General features: G+C 35.0%; 13 protein-coding genes, 1 pseudogene and 1 riboswitch. Of the genes and pseudogenes, 1 reads left to right on the top strand and 13 read right to left on the bottom strand.

The features are described from left to right. Positions 1 to 139: 139 nt before the first annotated feature. Positions 140 to 341, bottom strand: a riboswitch (cobalamin riboswitch). Between the two features lie 41 nt (positions 342 to 382). From AC3WJF_RS17185 to AC3WJF_RS17130, 12 genes and pseudogenes are all read right to left on the bottom strand, one after another. Next, on the bottom strand, positions 383 to 811 hold the full coding sequence (locus tag AC3WJF_RS17185) for a dUTP diphosphatase (protein ID WP_492454377.1): 429 nt from the start codon (positions 809 to 811) through the stop codon (positions 383 to 385). A 64-nt stretch (positions 812 to 875) separates the two neighbouring features. Continuing rightward, positions 876 to 1,832 carry a class 1b ribonucleoside-diphosphate reductase subunit beta gene (gene nrdF, locus AC3WJF_RS17180; RefSeq protein ID WP_492454375.1) on the bottom strand — a complete coding sequence of 319 codons (957 nt, stop codon included), beginning with the start codon at positions 1,830 to 1,832 and terminating at the stop codon, positions 876 to 878. 17 nt (positions 1,833 to 1,849) lie between these two features. Further along, complete coding sequence (nrdE, locus tag AC3WJF_RS17175) at positions 1,850 to 4,036, bottom strand: class 1b ribonucleoside-diphosphate reductase subunit alpha (RefSeq protein ID WP_492454374.1); 2,187 nt, start codon at positions 4,034 to 4,036, stop codon at positions 1,850 to 1,852. Beyond that, a complete protein-coding gene (gene nrdI / locus AC3WJF_RS17170; protein WP_492454372.1) occupies positions 4,014 to 4,394 on the bottom strand; it encodes a class Ib ribonucleoside-diphosphate reductase assembly flavoprotein NrdI in 381 nt (126 codons plus the stop codon). Before nrdI ends, nrdE begins: the two co-directional genes overlap by 23 nt. Then, positions 4,388 to 4,627, bottom strand: a complete 240-nt coding sequence (locus AC3WJF_RS17165; protein WP_492454370.1) for a glutaredoxin domain-containing protein — start codon at positions 4,625 to 4,627, stop codon at positions 4,388 to 4,390. The genes nrdI and AC3WJF_RS17165 overlap by 7 nt, the downstream gene beginning before the upstream one ends. Positions 4,628 to 4,966: 339 nt before the next feature. Then, a pseudogene (locus AC3WJF_RS17160) lies at positions 4,967 to 5,437 on the bottom strand (DUF5946 family protein); the annotation flags it as partial. 654 nt (positions 5,438 to 6,091) lie between these two features. Then, positions 6,092 to 7,765, bottom strand: coding sequence for a ribonuclease J (locus AC3WJF_RS17155; protein WP_492454368.1), 1,674 nt, complete (start codon positions 7,763 to 7,765; stop codon positions 6,092 to 6,094). Between the two features lie 600 nt (positions 7,766 to 8,365). After that, positions 8,366 to 9,556 (bottom strand): M20 family metallopeptidase, encoded by a 1,191-nt coding sequence (locus AC3WJF_RS17150; RefSeq protein WP_492454366.1) that lies wholly within the window; start codon positions 9,554 to 9,556, stop codon positions 8,366 to 8,368. Between the two features lie 56 nt (positions 9,557 to 9,612). Continuing rightward, a complete protein-coding gene (locus AC3WJF_RS17145) occupies positions 9,613 to 10,470 on the bottom strand; it encodes a PTS system mannose/fructose/sorbose family transporter subunit IID (protein WP_492454364.1) in 858 nt (285 codons plus the stop codon). A gap of 1 nt (position 10,471) precedes the next feature. Further along, positions 10,472 to 11,224: a PTS mannose/fructose/sorbose/N-acetylgalactosamine transporter subunit IIC gene (locus AC3WJF_RS17140; protein WP_492454363.1), complete on the bottom strand. Its 753-nt coding sequence runs from the start codon at positions 11,222 to 11,224 to the stop codon at positions 10,472 to 10,474. Between the two features lie 18 nt (positions 11,225 to 11,242). Further along, on the bottom strand, positions 11,243 to 11,746 hold the full coding sequence (locus AC3WJF_RS17135; protein WP_492454362.1) for a PTS sugar transporter subunit IIB: 504 nt from the start codon (positions 11,744 to 11,746) through the stop codon (positions 11,243 to 11,245). 118 nt (positions 11,747 to 11,864) lie between these two features. Then, positions 11,865 to 12,314, bottom strand: a complete 450-nt coding sequence (locus AC3WJF_RS17130) for a PTS sugar transporter subunit IIA (RefSeq protein WP_492454361.1) — start codon at positions 12,312 to 12,314, stop codon at positions 11,865 to 11,867. Between the two features lie 329 nt (positions 12,315 to 12,643). On the opposite strand from AC3WJF_RS17130, the gene AC3WJF_RS17125 reads away from it, so the two are divergent. Then, positions 12,644 to 15,493, top strand: coding sequence for a sigma-54-dependent transcriptional regulator (locus tag AC3WJF_RS17125; RefSeq protein WP_492454360.1), 2,850 nt, complete (start codon positions 12,644 to 12,646; stop codon positions 15,491 to 15,493). 445 nt (positions 15,494 to 15,938) lie between these two features. Here the strand turns inward: AC3WJF_RS17125 and AC3WJF_RS17120 are convergent, their stop codons facing one another. Beyond that, entirely contained in the window at positions 15,939 to 17,165 is a 1,227-nt protein-coding gene (locus tag AC3WJF_RS17120; RefSeq protein WP_492454359.1) for a helix-turn-helix domain-containing protein, read from the bottom strand. Positions 17,166 to 17,244 lie beyond the last annotated feature (79 nt).

Here is a 17,244-nt window from a genome sequence, read left to right as displayed (position 1 = left end):
TGAAGTGAGGTTTTTTTAATACCACGCTTGAAGCTCTTTAGAACCCCCGGCATAGCCAGGGGTTTTCGAAACCATAATAAATAAACAACTTCCTAAGAAGTTGTTTAGACGCGGAAGTATGCTCAAATAAGCATGCTTCTAGATACAATTCAAACAGGCAGGTCTCTGGCTTATGATCATCGCTTTTCGTACCCTTCCCATTTCCGTTATGAAAACAGTGGTTTTTTACGAATCGCTCCCAAGTACAGTTACGGGACAGCGTCGGACTCTAACCGAACTTCCCTTTTAAGCAGATAAACTAAATCAAATCATTTATCTACACCTATTAACTTTTCATTTTTATAGGTATAAAATATTCATAAAAATCACAACTGTTTACACATTACTTTGTTCCAGTAGAACCATGCCCGCCTCGATTTTCATTTCCAAGTGATTCAACCTCAACTAATTCAACCGTCGGCATTTTTTCCATGATTCTGAACTGACATATACGCTCGTTCATCTCAATTACAGTATCTCTTAATGCATACGCAGGGAAAAACCATTGATCTTGATCACCTTTATAAGATTCGTCAATGACTCCCATGGAATTCGTTTGGATGATTCCAAAATTCTTGAAAGTACTGGAACGAGGTACGACATGTGCTTCATAACCTTCAGGCAATTCCATCGCAATACCAAGTGGAATTAATTTGAATTCATCTTTTTTCAATTCAATTGTCTTTGCAGCACGTAAATCCAACCAGTCTCCTTGTACGATTTTATCGATCTTTACTAAGTTTTCATCAAAATATTTAATCTTAATTTGCATTGTTTTTTCTCCTCTTTCTAAAGAATAGCGATGGGTTGTTCAAAAGCACCCATCGCTAAACTGTTTAATAGTCATAATCTGATTCTTTCATATCCTCCACAACTGATAGTAAATAGCCATTCCCTACTGTTGAGAAGAAATCGTGATTCGTTGTGCCTGTAGATAATCCATTAATGACAATCGGATTCACGTCATCTGCTGTATCCGGGAAGAGTGGTGATAATCCTAGATTCATTAATGCTTTATTCGCATTATAACGAAGGAATACTTTTACATCTTCCGTCCAGCCTACTTGGTCATATAAGGATTCTGTGTATTTCACTTCATTTTCATATAATTTATATAACAGAGAGTACGTCCATGATTTCATTGCTTCTTTTTCCGAATCTGTCAATTGCTCGAATCCAAGTTTAAACTTATATCCAATATAGGCTCCGTGTGCTGATTCGTCTCTAATAATCAGTTTGATGACTTCTGCTACATTTATTAATTTTGCTCTACCTAAATAATATAATGGCGTGTAAAAGCCGGAGTAAAATAAAAATGATTCCAAAAAGACACTTGCTACTTTCTTCTCTAACGGAGTACCTTCGCGATATATGTCATCAATGATACGTGCTTTCGTTTGAAGAAAATCATCTTCTCTTGCCCACCTAAAAATATCTTCAATTTCTCTTTTTGTATTGAGTGTACTGAAAATCGATGAATAACTTCGGGCGTGCTCGGATTCCATAAATTGAATATTATTTAGTACCGCTATCTCATGCTGTGTTTTTGCATCCTTCCGTAATGCATCGATACCACTCTCAGATTGGAGTGTATCCAGCATGGTTAGCCCACCAAATACCTTTTCCACTAGACGTTTCTCAGGATCAGGTAGCTTCGTCCAGTCAGATTTATCCTTAGACACAGGCATACGTGTAGATAACCAGAATTGTTCTGTTAATTTCTCATACGTCATTTTATCCATAATATCTTCAATATTATTCCAATTTATTGCATCATAAAATTTCCATTCCATCCCCGCTTATATCCTCCTTATATACTGCATGATTCACAATAGTTAGCACCTACTTCAGTTCCATCATCCGTATAAGTTCTGATGTAATAGACTGACTTAATGCCTTTTGTCCATGCATAATTTCTCAAGATATTCAAATCTCTTGTTGTTTTCTTCGTAGGATATTCACTGTTAATTTTCCATTCATAAATTCCATCTGGTAATTCAGATCTCATAAACAACGTCATACTTAAACCTTGATCAACATGCTTTTGTGCTGTTGCATACGTATCAATCACTTTTCGTTGATCGATATCATAGGCAGACTCATAGTAAGGAAGCGTTTCAGTAGATAAATATGGTGCAGGATAATAAACTTTTCCGCGCTTCCCTTCTGTACGTTCCTCAATACGTTGTGTAATCGGATGAATGGAGGCTGTTGCCTCATTCACATATGAAATGGATCCTGTCGGTGCAGTTGCAAGCCGATAGGCATTATATATTCCGTATTGCATAACCGATTCTTTTAATTGCATCCAATCATTGTGATGCGGAATAAAAATATCTTTAAATATTTCTTTTACATTTTCATGTTTAAACGCAAAGTCCGGTTCGTTTAGATATTTATCAAAATATTCGCCTGTAGCATATTTTGACTTTTCAAATTCATAGAAGGTTTTACCCGTTTCTATTGAAATCGTATTGCTCTCAACAAGAGTCCAATAGTTTAATAGCATGAAATAAATATCCGTAAATTCCAAGGCCTCTGGGGATCCATAATGGATTTTATTTTTTGCTAAAAATCCATGTAAATTCATGGCTCCTAAACCAACTGAATGATACATGTCATTTCCATTTTTCACTGAAGGCACGACGTCAATACTAGAATTATCTGTTACGTATGTTAAAGCACGCAGCATGGTACGCACTGATTTTCCAAAGTCAGGTGAACTCATTAGATTGGTGACATTGGTTGAACCTAAATTACAGCTAACATCATTCCCTAAAAGGTCGAATGTTTGGTCATTGTTAATCATGGAATCTTTCTGTACCTGGAATATTTCCGTACATAGATTAGACATGATGATCTTTCCATCTATTGGATTTGCACGATTAACATTATCAATATTAATGATATAAGGATAGCCACTTTCATTTTGAAGATTGCTTATTTCTGTTTCTAAATCTCTCGCTTTGATTTTTGATTTACGAATATCAGGATTTCCAACCATCCTGTCATATTCCTTTGTAATATCGATATATGCGAATGGTTTTCCGTAAATTTTTTCGACATCATGCGGAGAAAATAAATACATATAATCATTGTTTTTGATTAATTCATAGAATTTATCTGGAACGATAAGACCAAGTGATAAGGTTTTGATTCGTACTTTCTCATCAGCATTTTCTTTACGAACAGATAAAAAGTCAACGACGTCAGGATGGAAAATATTTAAGTATACCACACCTGCACCATCTCTTGCTCCACCTTGATTGGCATAGGAAAAAGCATCCTCAAACATCTTCATAACAGGAACTACCCCATCAGCAAGTCCATATACGCCTCTGATTGGATCATTGTTAGCACGGAGATTCGATAAACTGATTCCAACTCCTCCGCCCAATTTTGAAAGTTGCAATGCAGAGTTGATACTTCTGCCAATAGAATTCATATCATCAGAAACAGTTAAGAGGAAGCACGAAACCATTTCTCCTGCTCTCTTTTTACCAATATTTAAAAAGGTAGGGGTTGCTGGCTGATAGCGCTGATTGATTAACTCTTCCCCTAAGTCTAGGGCCAATTGTTCATTCCCATCAGCTAATGCAAGAGCATTAAAAGCTAGGCGATCTTCATATCTTTCTAAAAATCTATTCCCGTCATCGGTTTTCATCGCATATTGAGAATAAAACTTATAAGCACCCATAAATGAACGGAAACGAAATTTTTTATTATAGATACTTTTAAATACTTTTTTGACAAACTTCCGATCGTATTTATTTAGAAAGTCGACTTTAATATAGTCATTTTCGATTAGATAATCCAACTTTTCATCTAATGAATGAAAGAAAACTGTATTAGGGTTAACATATTCTAAAAAGTATGCCTTAACAGCTGCTTTATCTTTATCTAATTGAATTTTTCCTTCCTTAGGCAAATTTAATAGATTGTTAAGAGTAAAATACGTATCCTCTTTTACCTTTTTACTTAATTCCGGTGCTAGCAAGTTGATTCACTTCCTTCTTAAAATAAATTACGTCTTCATCTGTCCCGCTAAATTCAAATGTAAATAGTAATGGTTTATTATATTTTTGGGCTAAATCCCGTGCATTAAAGCAATAATTATGATCAAAATTCAAATTACCGCTGCCAACAAAACCAATTATATATTTGAGGTTATTTTTATAGTTAATAAAAGAACTAATGATATCTGTTATATCGTCGTCATAGGACGGGGCAATTATAATGAATGATTCATGTACCTCAACAAGAGGATCGGAGTAATTGATTTCGATTGCTTCCAGCTCAGTTCTCTTAACAAAGCTTCTAACATTCCCGGTTAAGGAAAGATAGATAATTAGCATTTAACAGCGATTGCTTTCAATTTATCCGGCTGAAATCCTGTAAATGGCTCCTGTCCTTCCACTACTACTACAGGCATTTGACGCAATTCCAACGTATTAACAACGTAATCAAAAGCATTATCATCTTCTTCTACATTGAACGTTTCAAACTCAATTCCTTCCCCATTTAAGACAACTTTTGTCATATCACATTGAGGACAACCATTTTTTGTATACACAGTTACTTTCGACATAATTACTACCACCAATCTACAAATTTTTCATCATACCTATCTTAGCAATTTATCACGAGAATTTCACCCAAAGAAACTGTTATTTTTATTTAGAATATTTTGTAAAATGCAGAACACAGGGAAACACGGGGACGGTTCTCACGTTTCACTAATATTTACCAAAAAAATAGTAAAATGTAATGCGATAATAAAAACATGAAACACAGGGACGGTTCTTATGTTTCACTAATATTTACCAAAACCATGAAACACGGGGACGGTTCTCGTGTTCCCTAATACACCAAAATAAAATCGTAAAATATACTTTTCAAAACAAAAGGCTACTATTACTAAAATAAATCATCTTAAAAGAGTGTCGCAAATTTCCTTCACCAAATTATGCTGATATTCCCAGCAATCCCATACATCCAACATCCATTTCCAAATCATTTTGTCACGCCTTTCCCCTGGTTGCTCCTCCAAAACATCTAATACCGTAAAAGAATAAACGGATTTATCGGGTGGCTGGAATTCCTTCCAATTATATTTTTGACGGCTAAGAAGTGTATGTACACGCTGAACTTGTCTCCCGTTAAATCCTTTTTCAATTGCAAAATATAAACCAATTAACGAGAAAACAGTAGTAATGGGTTTCATACACTCACCTGAATGTTGAGCAGAGTAGGTATCAATAGCATGTTGATGTATAAAATCAATGTCCCGTTTTTCAATGGTATAGCTACTTAATTCGCTGTACTTTTGATAAAACTCACCTGAAGCATTGTAACTTCCAAATAAAGTGCTATGATGATTATTTAATTTTAGCCCACATCCTGGGACTCTACTAAATTTTCATTTTCCAGAACATCGACACCTCCAATCTAAGACTACTCCCATTTTCTCTAATAATTTTTCATTAAATTACTAGAAGAATTTTAAAAAAACAAACCCCTAATGCGTTAATAGTTAGAAAAAAGTTTAGATTATTTTCAAAAAGGACGTACCCGTTAGGATAGCGCCCCTTTATTTTTAATGCACGTACAGTACTTATAATCTCTTTTTAACTTCCTATTTCTCTTGATATTTCCTAAAAATCATACTATCACATTAGCATTATATACAATTATTCGAGATACAATCTAAAAGTCCTTTTTGTTATTATTTTTTACAATTATTTAAATTAGAAATTTTAGATACATCCACCAATTCTCACCTAAATTGTGGAGTCTTAACGTCTGGTCTTACAAAGTGGAAATAATATTAAAATGAATTGAAAAATTCCACATAAAAACACGGCGAAACTTCCTACATTCTCTGGTTTACAATAACGCTGTCTTACTAGTACATCTTTTTAGAGTTGTGTGCTTTCAAGAATCATCTTATGGTGTTTACTCCATTGTTTTGATTTATTGAAACGGTAGAACCGTCCCGGTGTTTCACTCCATTGTTATAAGTTACTGAAACGGCAGAACCGTCCCCGTGTTTCTAAATTTCAATAATGATAGGAACAATCATTGGCTTTTTCTTCATTTGGTTATATACATGCTGCTGTATTGCTTTTTTTATTTCTCTTTTCATTACTTTTCGTTCGTTTCGATTTTCTTCTTGTAACTCATTAACCGTTATTGTAGTAAGTCGATTAACATTTTTGCGGAGTTCTGTGAAATCACTGTCTGTAAATCCCCGGGAAATAATTTCCGGTTCAGAAAGTAGTTTTCCTTCTGTTTTGCTTATCGTTAAAACAATGATGAGCATTCCGTCCTCTGAAAATTGTTTACGGTCTCGTAACACAAATTCCCCTACATTCCCAACATTTCCACCGTCTACGTAAGAGTTTCCTACAGGTATACTGCGCGTATGGCGAGCAATTCCATATTCAATATCGACAACATCGCCATTTTTGATAATAAACGTGTTTCCTAGTTCAACTCCAATGGACTCAGCTAATAAACGGTGATGGTGTAGCATTCTAAGTTCACCGTGAATCGGAACAAAATATTTTGGTTTCATTAAGGTAAGCATTAGTTTTAAATCTTCTTGATAACCATGGCCGGAAACATGCATGCCAGATGAACTTCCTGATCCATATATCACCTTGGCTCCAATTGCATAAAAATTGTCCACAATACTTGTTACACTTCTTTCATTCCCAGGTATTGGACCTGCTGCAAGAATAACAATATCTTTTGGTAAAACTTCAACACCGCGAAAGTTTCCAGTCGACAGGCGAGCAAGTGCAGCCAATGGTTCCCCTTGACTCCCCGTACATAAAATAACTACCTTCTCCGGAAGAAGTTCATTAATTTCATTTTGGTCTATTAGCATTCCATCCGGAACGGTTAAGTAACCATGTTCTATAGCGACCGCTACTACATTCACCATACTTCTTCCAAGCAATGCAAGTTTTCGATTTGTTTTTTGTGCTGCATTCACGACTTGTTGAACACGACTAATATTGGAAGCAAAGGTGGAAATAATTATCTTTCGTTCCGCATTCATGAAAGCTGCTTCCATATGATCTGCTACCATTTGTTCGGATGGGGTCAAACCGGTACGTTCGGCATTTGTACTCTCAGATAATAAAAGCAGGACTCCTTCATTACCAATTTCAGCCATTCTATGAATATCCGATCGCTCCTCCCTTTTCTCCGGAGTTAAATCAAACTTAAAGTCGCCAGTATGTACAATATTTCCCTCTGGTGTGTGAAAGACGATTCCCAAGCAATCAGGAATACTATGAGTCACTTTGAAAAAGTCTACACTTATATTTCCGAATTCCAATGCTGAGTTTGCGTTGATTTCGACAAGTTTGCTTTCTCTCAAAATTTTATGTTCTTTTAATTTCATTTCAATTAATCCTAGTGTGAAGCGAGTAGCATAAACTGGTACATTTAATTTTTTCAAGAAGAACGGAATCCCCCCGATATGATCTTCATGACCATGTGTAACAATTAACGCCTTTACCCTATCTTTATTTTCTATTAAGTAAGTTATATCAGGAATAATCAAATCAATTCCTAATAGACTTTCATCTGGAAACTTGTTGCCACAATCGATCACCACGATATCGTCTGCATATTCGACCGCATACATATTTTTTCCAATTTCATTCAAGCCACCTAAGGCGAAGATAGATAAGATATTCTCATTTGTACTCACCTTAATATCCTCCCACTATAAATATAAACTTAGTATGCCCTTTGTTTTTTCGTTTATCAGTGAAGAAACAGAGGGACGGTTCGAGACCCGGAAAAGTAATTCCTGAAATATGGAAAAACAGGGACTATATCCAATTAATAAAAGAAAAACCCTCACTAGTTGGTTTAATAGAATTGTCTAGAAACTATTACCAAAGAGAGGGTTTTCTATGCTTAAAAACAAAAACATGCAGTTAAGCATCTATTCATTATTATACGATAAAGAAAGCTCCTGAGAATCATATGCTTAGGCTTATTTAAGATGATCCTGCCAGAGGGTACGGTCTAAAAAGCATGACTATACAAGCAAAACTAACCACTTTAGCAGTAAATTCAAAGAGGATAGCAAGCATACTATCCTCTAAATCCATGCCTTCAAATGAGACGATCGCCTTTTCGTTACCATATTTGGACAGAAACTGATTTCTGCTTAGATTTTGGACAGTATCCAGCATAAATAACTTACTTTTTCGGTGGTCTCGAACCGTCCCCTTGTTCTTGTTCTTATTAGAGGGTAGAGGAGTACTGCCCCTAACCTTTTATTTAGATTGTTCAGAGTACTTTACTCATTCTCCATTCGAACAAGTAACTCTTCTTTAGCATCTTGAACTACTTTAGGATTCATAAACAATTCCATTGCCGTCCTAGCCAATGCTTTGCTGCTTACTTGTATACATCTTTTTCCAGCTTCGGAATTGGCTAAATCTCTGAATTGCTCCGTATGATTAGAGATTTTATATTCAGGAAAGATAGTTACATATGGATTACAGATAGGAATGACTCTCGATACGTTTCCTAAATCTTCTCCACCGTAATCGAATGGCATTCCATCCATAACCGGTTCATCAATGGCAATAAGTTCTTTCCGACAAACATCAGATAGTATTTGATTTGGAACGCGACCAAGGTAACCAGGTATAAATTTAATATCTACTTCGCAGCCGGTCGCAAGCGCAGCTCCCTCTGCACATTTTCGAATTCGTTCTGTATATTCTTCCAAATCTTTAGCTTTAAAACAACTTAGGGAGCCTTTAATCTTAACATAGTCCGGAATTAATCCGGTAGTTTTCCCGCCATCTTCAATAATGCCTGATAAACGAAAGTCAGATTTGCAATGTTGTCTTAATAAACCTGTTGCAACAAAATATAAGTTTGCTGCATTTAAAGCATTAATCCCTTTTTCAGGATGTGATGAAGCATGCGCAGATTTACCATGAAACTCAATTCGTATTCTTGTAGACGACATACATTCTCCTGCTAATCTAGTTGTATCACTTGTTGGATGCATAAATAGAACAGCATCAATACCGTCAAAAGCATTTTTTTCAAGCAACTTTATTTTTCCACCACCGGATTCCTCAGCAGGTGTACCCATCACTACTAAAGTTCCGGGGATTTCGTGATCTTCCATAAATTTTTTTGTCTCTAAAGCCGTCCCTAATGCCGTTGTACAAATCAAATTATGACCACATGCATGTCCGATGGGCAAAGCATCATATTCGGATACTACAGCTAAGGTTAAATCCCCTTTTTTATATTGATAAGTTGCTTTATAAGCGGTAGGCAGCCCACCTAAATTTGTTTCAACATCAAACCCGTTTTCTTCAAGAAATTCGCATTGTATACGACATGCTTTTTCTTCCTGATAGGCAAGTTCGGGATTTGAATGAACATATTGAGCAATCTCCCAAAGCTCATCTAACCTTGAATCTAAATAATCATCACATTGTTTTTTTATATTTTCTATTTTCAATGATAATAGCTCCTTTCCATTTAATATTTTCATCCTTTTTCGAAAATGAAGGAAAACTATTTCGAAACTCCGAGAATACCGAAAAGACTACCAATCAACGATATTAGAAGAATACCAATAATAATTTTGTTGTAATTTTGCCCTTTCTTTTTAAAGAAAAAGTAGATGGCAAAAACGGCACAAAGAGGTAATATACCTAATAAAATTTGATCTAGAATATCCTGTATCACAATTGGTTTAGAATGCGACAATTTAAATTGTAAAGGGGTTTTTATTTTTATATAGGTTGAAGAAAGTGCCCCCATCATAAATAGCCCTAGAATACTGGCACTGTTAATAATTTTGTTAATGAGCCCCGATTTCATTAATCGCATAACGGATTCTCTTCCTAAAAAATAACCGGATTTCAACATATTATAGCCAATTAATATAATGGCTAGTGGATATAAAAATGGAATAATGGCTCCTAAAAAATTGCCACCGAGTGCCAAGGAACAAGCTAGTGCTAATATAATCGGTTTCAAAGTTCCCCACATTAAGGTGTCTCCGATACCTGCTATTGGTCCCATTAGTCCTGTTTTAAACCCTGTAATAGCCTCATCTGGAATCGGGGCTCCATTTGACTTTTCTTCTTCCAAAGATAACGTTACCCCGTGGATAATGCTCCCCATTGTTCCTTCTGAATTATAAAATTGAAGATGGCGTTTTAATGCTTCTTGATAGGCTTCGTCATCATCTTTATATAATTTCCTTAAATTTTTGTTAAGGGCGTTACAAAATGCTAACGCTTGCAAACGTTCATAAGAATTACTTACCTCTACGGATGAATACCATATAGCAAAAGTTCTCCTTAAATCTTTCTTTGTTAACTTTCTTTCTTGTGGCTTTATTTCTGGTGCAGGCATTGAAGACATATTAAACGACCCCCTTTTTATCTTTATTGATAGAATTAAACATGATAAGGATGGCGATACATGTACCAAACACGGCAGCTCCCATAGTATTAATTCCTAAATACGCTACCGCGAAAAAACCAATAAAGAAATACGGCATGATCTCTTTCTTTCCAATAATCAAGAGAATAATAGCAAATCCCATAGCTGGAAGCATTCCACCAGCAACATTAAAGCCGTTGATCACCCATTTTGGAAGGGCATCTATTAAATATTCGACAGCATTCGCTCCAAGTAAAGTAATAACAAATACAGGAATAAATCTTAACAAGAATACGAGGATGGTAGGATACGTGATGGCACAATGGAAAATTCCTTTGTAATTTTTTTCTTCTACATATTTATCTGCTTTAGAAATCCAATAGGCGTTTGTTGTTCTTCTAATTTGATCCAATAAAACACCTAACACCCCAAATGGAACGGCAATTCCAACTGCAAGCTCAGTAGACAAGTGAGATTGCAATGCAATAGGGATGGCAATAATACCAGCCAAAGCCTCATCAGCCGGGATGTTTCCTCCGGTTGCAATCATTCCTAAATACATGAGTTGTATCGTCCCGCCGATAATTAAGCCTTGTTCAACATTTCCATAGATTAAGCCTAGAATTAATCCATATAAAATAGGGGAGCCTAATGCAGTTGTAATTCCATAAAAGATACGGCTAGTGCCTAAAAAGTATAAAATACCGCACAAAACTGCTATCCATATATTCATCTAAATCGCACCCTTTTTCTATTTTTTGTTTAACGAGTAAAACTTTTCTGAGGCTTTTTTGAATTCCATTTTCGGCTCATCCGGAACTTGATGTAAATATGCATGGCATCCGCCATTTTCCAATTCCTCTAGCATTTTGACATCTTCCTCATTTAAAGTAATAGGTCCAAAAACAGTAATCCTACCCGGACCAGCTCCTAAGCCTCCGATTTGAATATCTTTAATTGGAATTCCACCATTTATTGTTTGATAGGTTGTCTTAATATCTTTAAATAAAACAAATAGTTTCCCATCTCCCATCTGATTAGCTTTCCAACTATTAATAGCATCTGTTACCGAATATACTTCTACCTCTATATTTGCTGGAGCTGCCATTACATAAATACTTTTCATAAATTCATCTGTAGCTAGTGCATCATCAATGATGACGATACGGTTCGCGGAAGTTTGTCGGACCCATTTTGTAATGACCTGTCCATGAATGAGTCTAAAGTCAACACGTACCAATTGTATTTCTGCCATTTTTTTCTCCTCCTACTTTTTAGCAAAATCGTAATTTATACCTATATTCCCAAATAAATTCTCCTAAAAGTGTTGTGGGAAAATAGAGAAAACGTATAAGTATCAGGATTTCAAAGTTTTATTTCGTTTCATTAACGCTTTCTGAGTTTCCTTCCTTTGCATTAGAAGCTGGTAATTTTAAATGCTGGCAACTCAACAATGCTGCTTCTTTAATTTCACTGACGCTTTTTTCTGTAAAAGGTTGGTTTTGCCGCATTACTGCCTCGATAAGCATCATAGAATTTAATCCTGATAGAATTTGAATTTTATAATTTCGGGTTAGTCTTAATGCAACGTTTGATGTAGTTCCCCCAGCGATATCCGTAATAATTAAGGAATTTATCGGCATTTCCTTTACTTTGCATTCCACCTTTTGCAGAAAATCCTCTGATGAATCTATTGGATTTAATGGAATCTCACTTACACCCTTTACTTTTCCTATAATCATTTCGAGTTTTTCTACTAGGGTACTCCCCCAACCCCCATGGGTTAATAATAAAATTTCATGTTTTACCGTTTCGTTAGACAATCTTCTTCACCTCCTTGCTATTTTAATATTGCAATTATTGTGCCAACAATGTGTCATTCCTTTGATGAGAATTGTTTGTCAGGCAATTACCTGACCGAAATATCAATTGTTTTACCAATTATTTTTCATACATATTTTTTAAAATTGAGTGATGAAAATCCAGAAATATGCGACAGTTTAGGGTTGTAGTACGACAGTTCCGTGACACATCGCTGTTTTTTTGTTTTCAAATGACAGATAATGATGTGTCATGTCAATTGAAGTTGTAAGGGAAAAAAGATAGTATAGTAGAAAATAGGACTATTTTTTGGCTAAAAGGAGGTGGACATATGCGGAGAATTGATAGAATAGCCCATGAGTTGAGAAAAAAATCGGAGAATATTTTTAAAAAGGAACTAGAAGAAGGGAAAATTTACGGATTTACTGCAAATGAAATTAGCCATGAATTACAGATAGCCCGAAATTCAGTAAGTCAAGACTTGAATGAACTTGTCAGTCAGGGTATTGCCGTAAAAATAAAAAGCAGACCGGTCTTTTTCTTTGACCTTTATGTTTTAGAAAAATATACCGGAATGAACATTCAGAAACCCGCAGATAAATATACATCGCTGAAAGATTACTTTGGTCCTCCTAAAATAAAAGAAGAATTGGTATCAGTTAAGACGAAACATGAAGAAAATGTGAATGATGTCTTCGAGAAAATAATTGGCTATAATGGCAGTTTGAAGGAGCCTATTGCTAAACTAAAAGCTGCGGTTCTATATCCTCCTTTTGGGTTGAATGTAATGTTAACTGGTGAGCCTGGTGTTGGAAAAACAATGATTGCTGAGGCCGCCCATAAGTACGTCACGCATTACAGAGGGAAAGGAATCCCCTTTGTGTATTTCAATTGTTCGGAATATTATAACAACCCCGAATTACTAACTGCTCATCTTTTTGGGCATATTAAAGGGGCATATACCGGGGCACAATCTGATCGAATAGGGTTGATTGAAAAGGCGAATGGTGGTTTTTTATTTCTTGATGAAGTACACCGTCTAACATCTGAAGGTCAGGAAAAATTGTTCACAGTGTTAGATCGGGGCTTTTTTTCACGGATGGGAGAATCACAACCTCGCACTGTTAATGTGAGATTTATCTGTGCAACTACAGAAGATGTTCAATCGACTATGCTGCAAACATTCTTAAGAAGGATTCAGGTCGTAGTACATCTTCCTTCTCTTTTAGAAAGGCAAGCGGAAGAACGTCTTGAATTGGCATTGCTCTTTTTACAGCAAGAAAGTAATAAAGTCCGTAAACCAATCGAAGTTTCAAATCACTTTTTGAAATATACGATGGAACGTGGATATACAGGGAATATTGGCCAAATGAAAAGTGATATTCAGTTTATTTGTGCACAAGCTTATCTTGATAGCTTGACAGATAAAACGGACACCATTCGAATTGATGATCGATTCATGAAAGCCGATTATCAACCAGATGATTCGATAAAAACTTTTATTGAGTCAGAAAATATCCGCTTCATTCCCGACCAATATTTAATTACTGCAGAAGAAGTGCTCCGAAAACCAATTGCCGAGCAGAAAAAGGATATTTTTTATACTTTCTTATTAAAGGAATATATTAAATTACGGAATAGCAATATTTCTTATCAAGAAACATTGTCTATATTACGAAAGAAAATTGAAACCATATTTGATTATGGGATATATCAAAGAGATGATGGAAATCAGTCGCAGACACCAAGCTATAAATTATATGACAAAATGGAAGCGGTACTATCTTTTATTGCGAGTTTTATTCCATATAAATTAAATGAGGCTACAAAAAATAATTTACGAAATCATTTTTATTCTTTACTGTCTATTGTAGAAGAGAATAAGAAAGATGACTTTTTCCTATATAGCGGTCAATTGATTATTAGCAAAATAGACTATTATGAGGAAGCTAAGAAAATTTGTGAGAAAATTGAAGAGGAATTTCAAATCAAGTGTCCTCCGACAGAATTATCATTTATTGGTATGATACTACGAGATTTGTTACGGGGAAAGAATAGAGGTCCGTTAGAAAAAGATTGTGGTGTAGTGATTATTGCACATGGTCAATCAACAGCATCAAGTATGGGTGATTATGCCAACCACTTATTCTCACAGCAAATTATCCAAGCTATTAATATACCGATTGAACAGTCAGTGAATGATACATTGGATCTACTTAAACAACTTGTTAGGAAAAATAATTATCAAAAGCTTATTTTAATGGTAGACATTGGGTCATTGCTTTATTTTGGTAACATTATTTCTGAGGAGTTCAAGATTGAGGTATTAATGATAAAGAATATCAATCTCTTATCAGTCCTCGAGCTTATGAGGGAAGTTATTTATGAATCAACAGAATTTGATTATTTGTTATCCGTAATGAATGATAAAAACCATCAAACTGTTCTTTGCCGTAAAGGAGCATACCGTGATAAGCGTGTATTAATTATCACCTGTATAACTGGAATTGGTACAGCATTGAAAATTGAAAAGCTTCTTAATGATACTTTTGGTGAATACTTTCCGAATGATCTGCGATTAATGACATTAGATTACGAAGAAACGAAAACATTAGATCGTTTAACACTCCATTTGGATAAAGAGGAACGTCCGCTTGCTATCATCGGAACTTTCCAGACAGAGTTACCTGATGTACCTTTTATTCCACTTGATGTACTTTTTTCTGAAAAAGGAATAGAAAGGTTAATGATTATTTTTGGTTATGATATGGCTAATCAGAAAAATGAAAGAATCAAAGAAGCGATTTCCACAAGGTATATTCAAAATTTATCACTAGAAGCAGTGGTGAATTATGTGAACGTTCTCAATCCACAAAAACTATTGATTGAAATGATGCAAGTCTATCGGCAAATTTGTCGTCAATTTGACATTCATCCGGGAAAGTTGGTAATGTTGCGCTTTATGATCCATTGTTGTTGCTTAGTGGAAAGATTAGCATTGAACCAAGATTCCGTTATTGAGGTAAAAAATTATCCATCACCTGAACACAATAAAACATTAAATATTATTAAATTATCATTCCGAAATATTGAATTGTCATATAAGATCAAACTCCCACCTATTGAAATTCAATATATTTATGAACTAATTTTTGATTGCGATGTATCAATAAGCTATTAGAGGTAGTTAATAATTTTTTTATGAAAATAATTTAAAGAGGATAGCAAACACTATCCTCTAAATCTATGCCTTCAAATGAAGATAATCTTCTTTACTATCCTAAATCATTTTTGCTAGTGATGGATTTGCAAAAGCCTCTTCACTTCTTGACTTTTCTGTATCCAGTTGAAATGAAATTTTGAATGTTCCCTTACCAGAAATATGAATTTCACACTCATTAAAGTCTTGATCCATATTGTTTAACATGTTATAAAACAATATAACTTTATAAACCTTTTTTCCTACGCTCTAACTACTATCAAGTAAATGGGGATGGTTGGAAATGAGAGCAGTATTGGTTACACAATTTGGTGGTACAGGGTTTTTGAGGAACTTTCATTCTTGAGAGTTGCCCTATACTTTCACATTGATAAAACTCCCTTATGCATAAATACATCTCCTTAACTTATTCTTGTAAACTATCTCGATATTTTTTCGGCGTCATACCCGTATGGTTTTTAAAGACCCTAATAAAATAGCTTTGATCGCTAAAATTTAGCCAAGAGCCAATGTCCGAGATAGGATATTTCGTTAAGGACAATAATTTCTTCGCTTCCTCAATACGCTGGTTTTGTACGTAATGACTAATAGATATGCCTACTTCTTTTTTAAAAAGGCTAGACAGATAGTTAGGACTTAAATGTGTGAGTTCTGCCAACACCTCTAATGTGATGTCCTCGTAAAGATGATTATAAATGTAGTGTTGGCAGGCAGTAATGGTTCTGGAATATTTATTTTCTAGTGCTTGATGAACTCGATTGGTAAAATCATAAAGAGCTTCGGTCATAATGGCTTGGATTGCTTTTAGATTATCTTGCTCCTCCAGCTGCTGAATATAGAAATCACTTAAAGTAAATGCTGCTTCTTCATTTAGTCCACCCTCAATGGCAGCTCTGCATATAAGGGCAACTCCGGTTATCATTAAATTCTTTTCGCTTCTAATACGACTTCGTTTAGACAAAACCCCAAGTTCGTCTTCGGAAATAATGGAATAATTAACGACATCCGATATTTTATCTATTTGCCCATTTTTCACATAATGAAGGATGACACGTTCATGAGATAGATTCGAGTGGAAGCTGAAATTTCTTCTCCCTTTTGAAAGCTCTAGCTCAGGATGATCCGATAACTCTATATTGGATGCCAGATCTTGGTTTTTTTCCAATACGTACGATTTATCTAATGAATGCTCATAGAACAACGAGAATGTTAACAAACCAATGGAGAGAAATTGTTCACTAGTTATTAATGGAAGGGCTCGATAAAATTCAAAAAGCGCTCTTTTATGAGGCAACTCTTTGTATGAATTCATGATTTCGTTCATTTTTTCTTCAGTTATTTCCATATGAGTGCAAGGACCCACAATGATCGCTCCGGATGTTTGGTTCAAATGGATAGAAAAAAATTGCAGGTTTGAATAAGAAAAGTAAATGGGTATTTCCATTGCTTTCTGATGAACCGTATATTCTTTGATCCGAAATTTTAAAGAATTGTAGTAGGGACTTGTTTGAAAATAACTTGGAGAACATTCAAATTCAAATTCCCCGTATTGATTGATATGAAAAACAGATAAATGGTGTGCCTCAGATATTAATTGACAGTTGTAGCGAATATAATCTATCGTTCCATTCATGTCATGACCCTCACTGAAAAAAGTAAATTGAGAACGCATTCTATTTTTATTCCAATATAATAAAAAAATACTATTTACC

The organism is Heyndrickxia sp. FW510-T9 (assembly GCF_058781025.1).
Note: the sequence above shows the minus strand (reverse complement) of the source record. Positions and strands in the feature narration are given on the sequence as shown.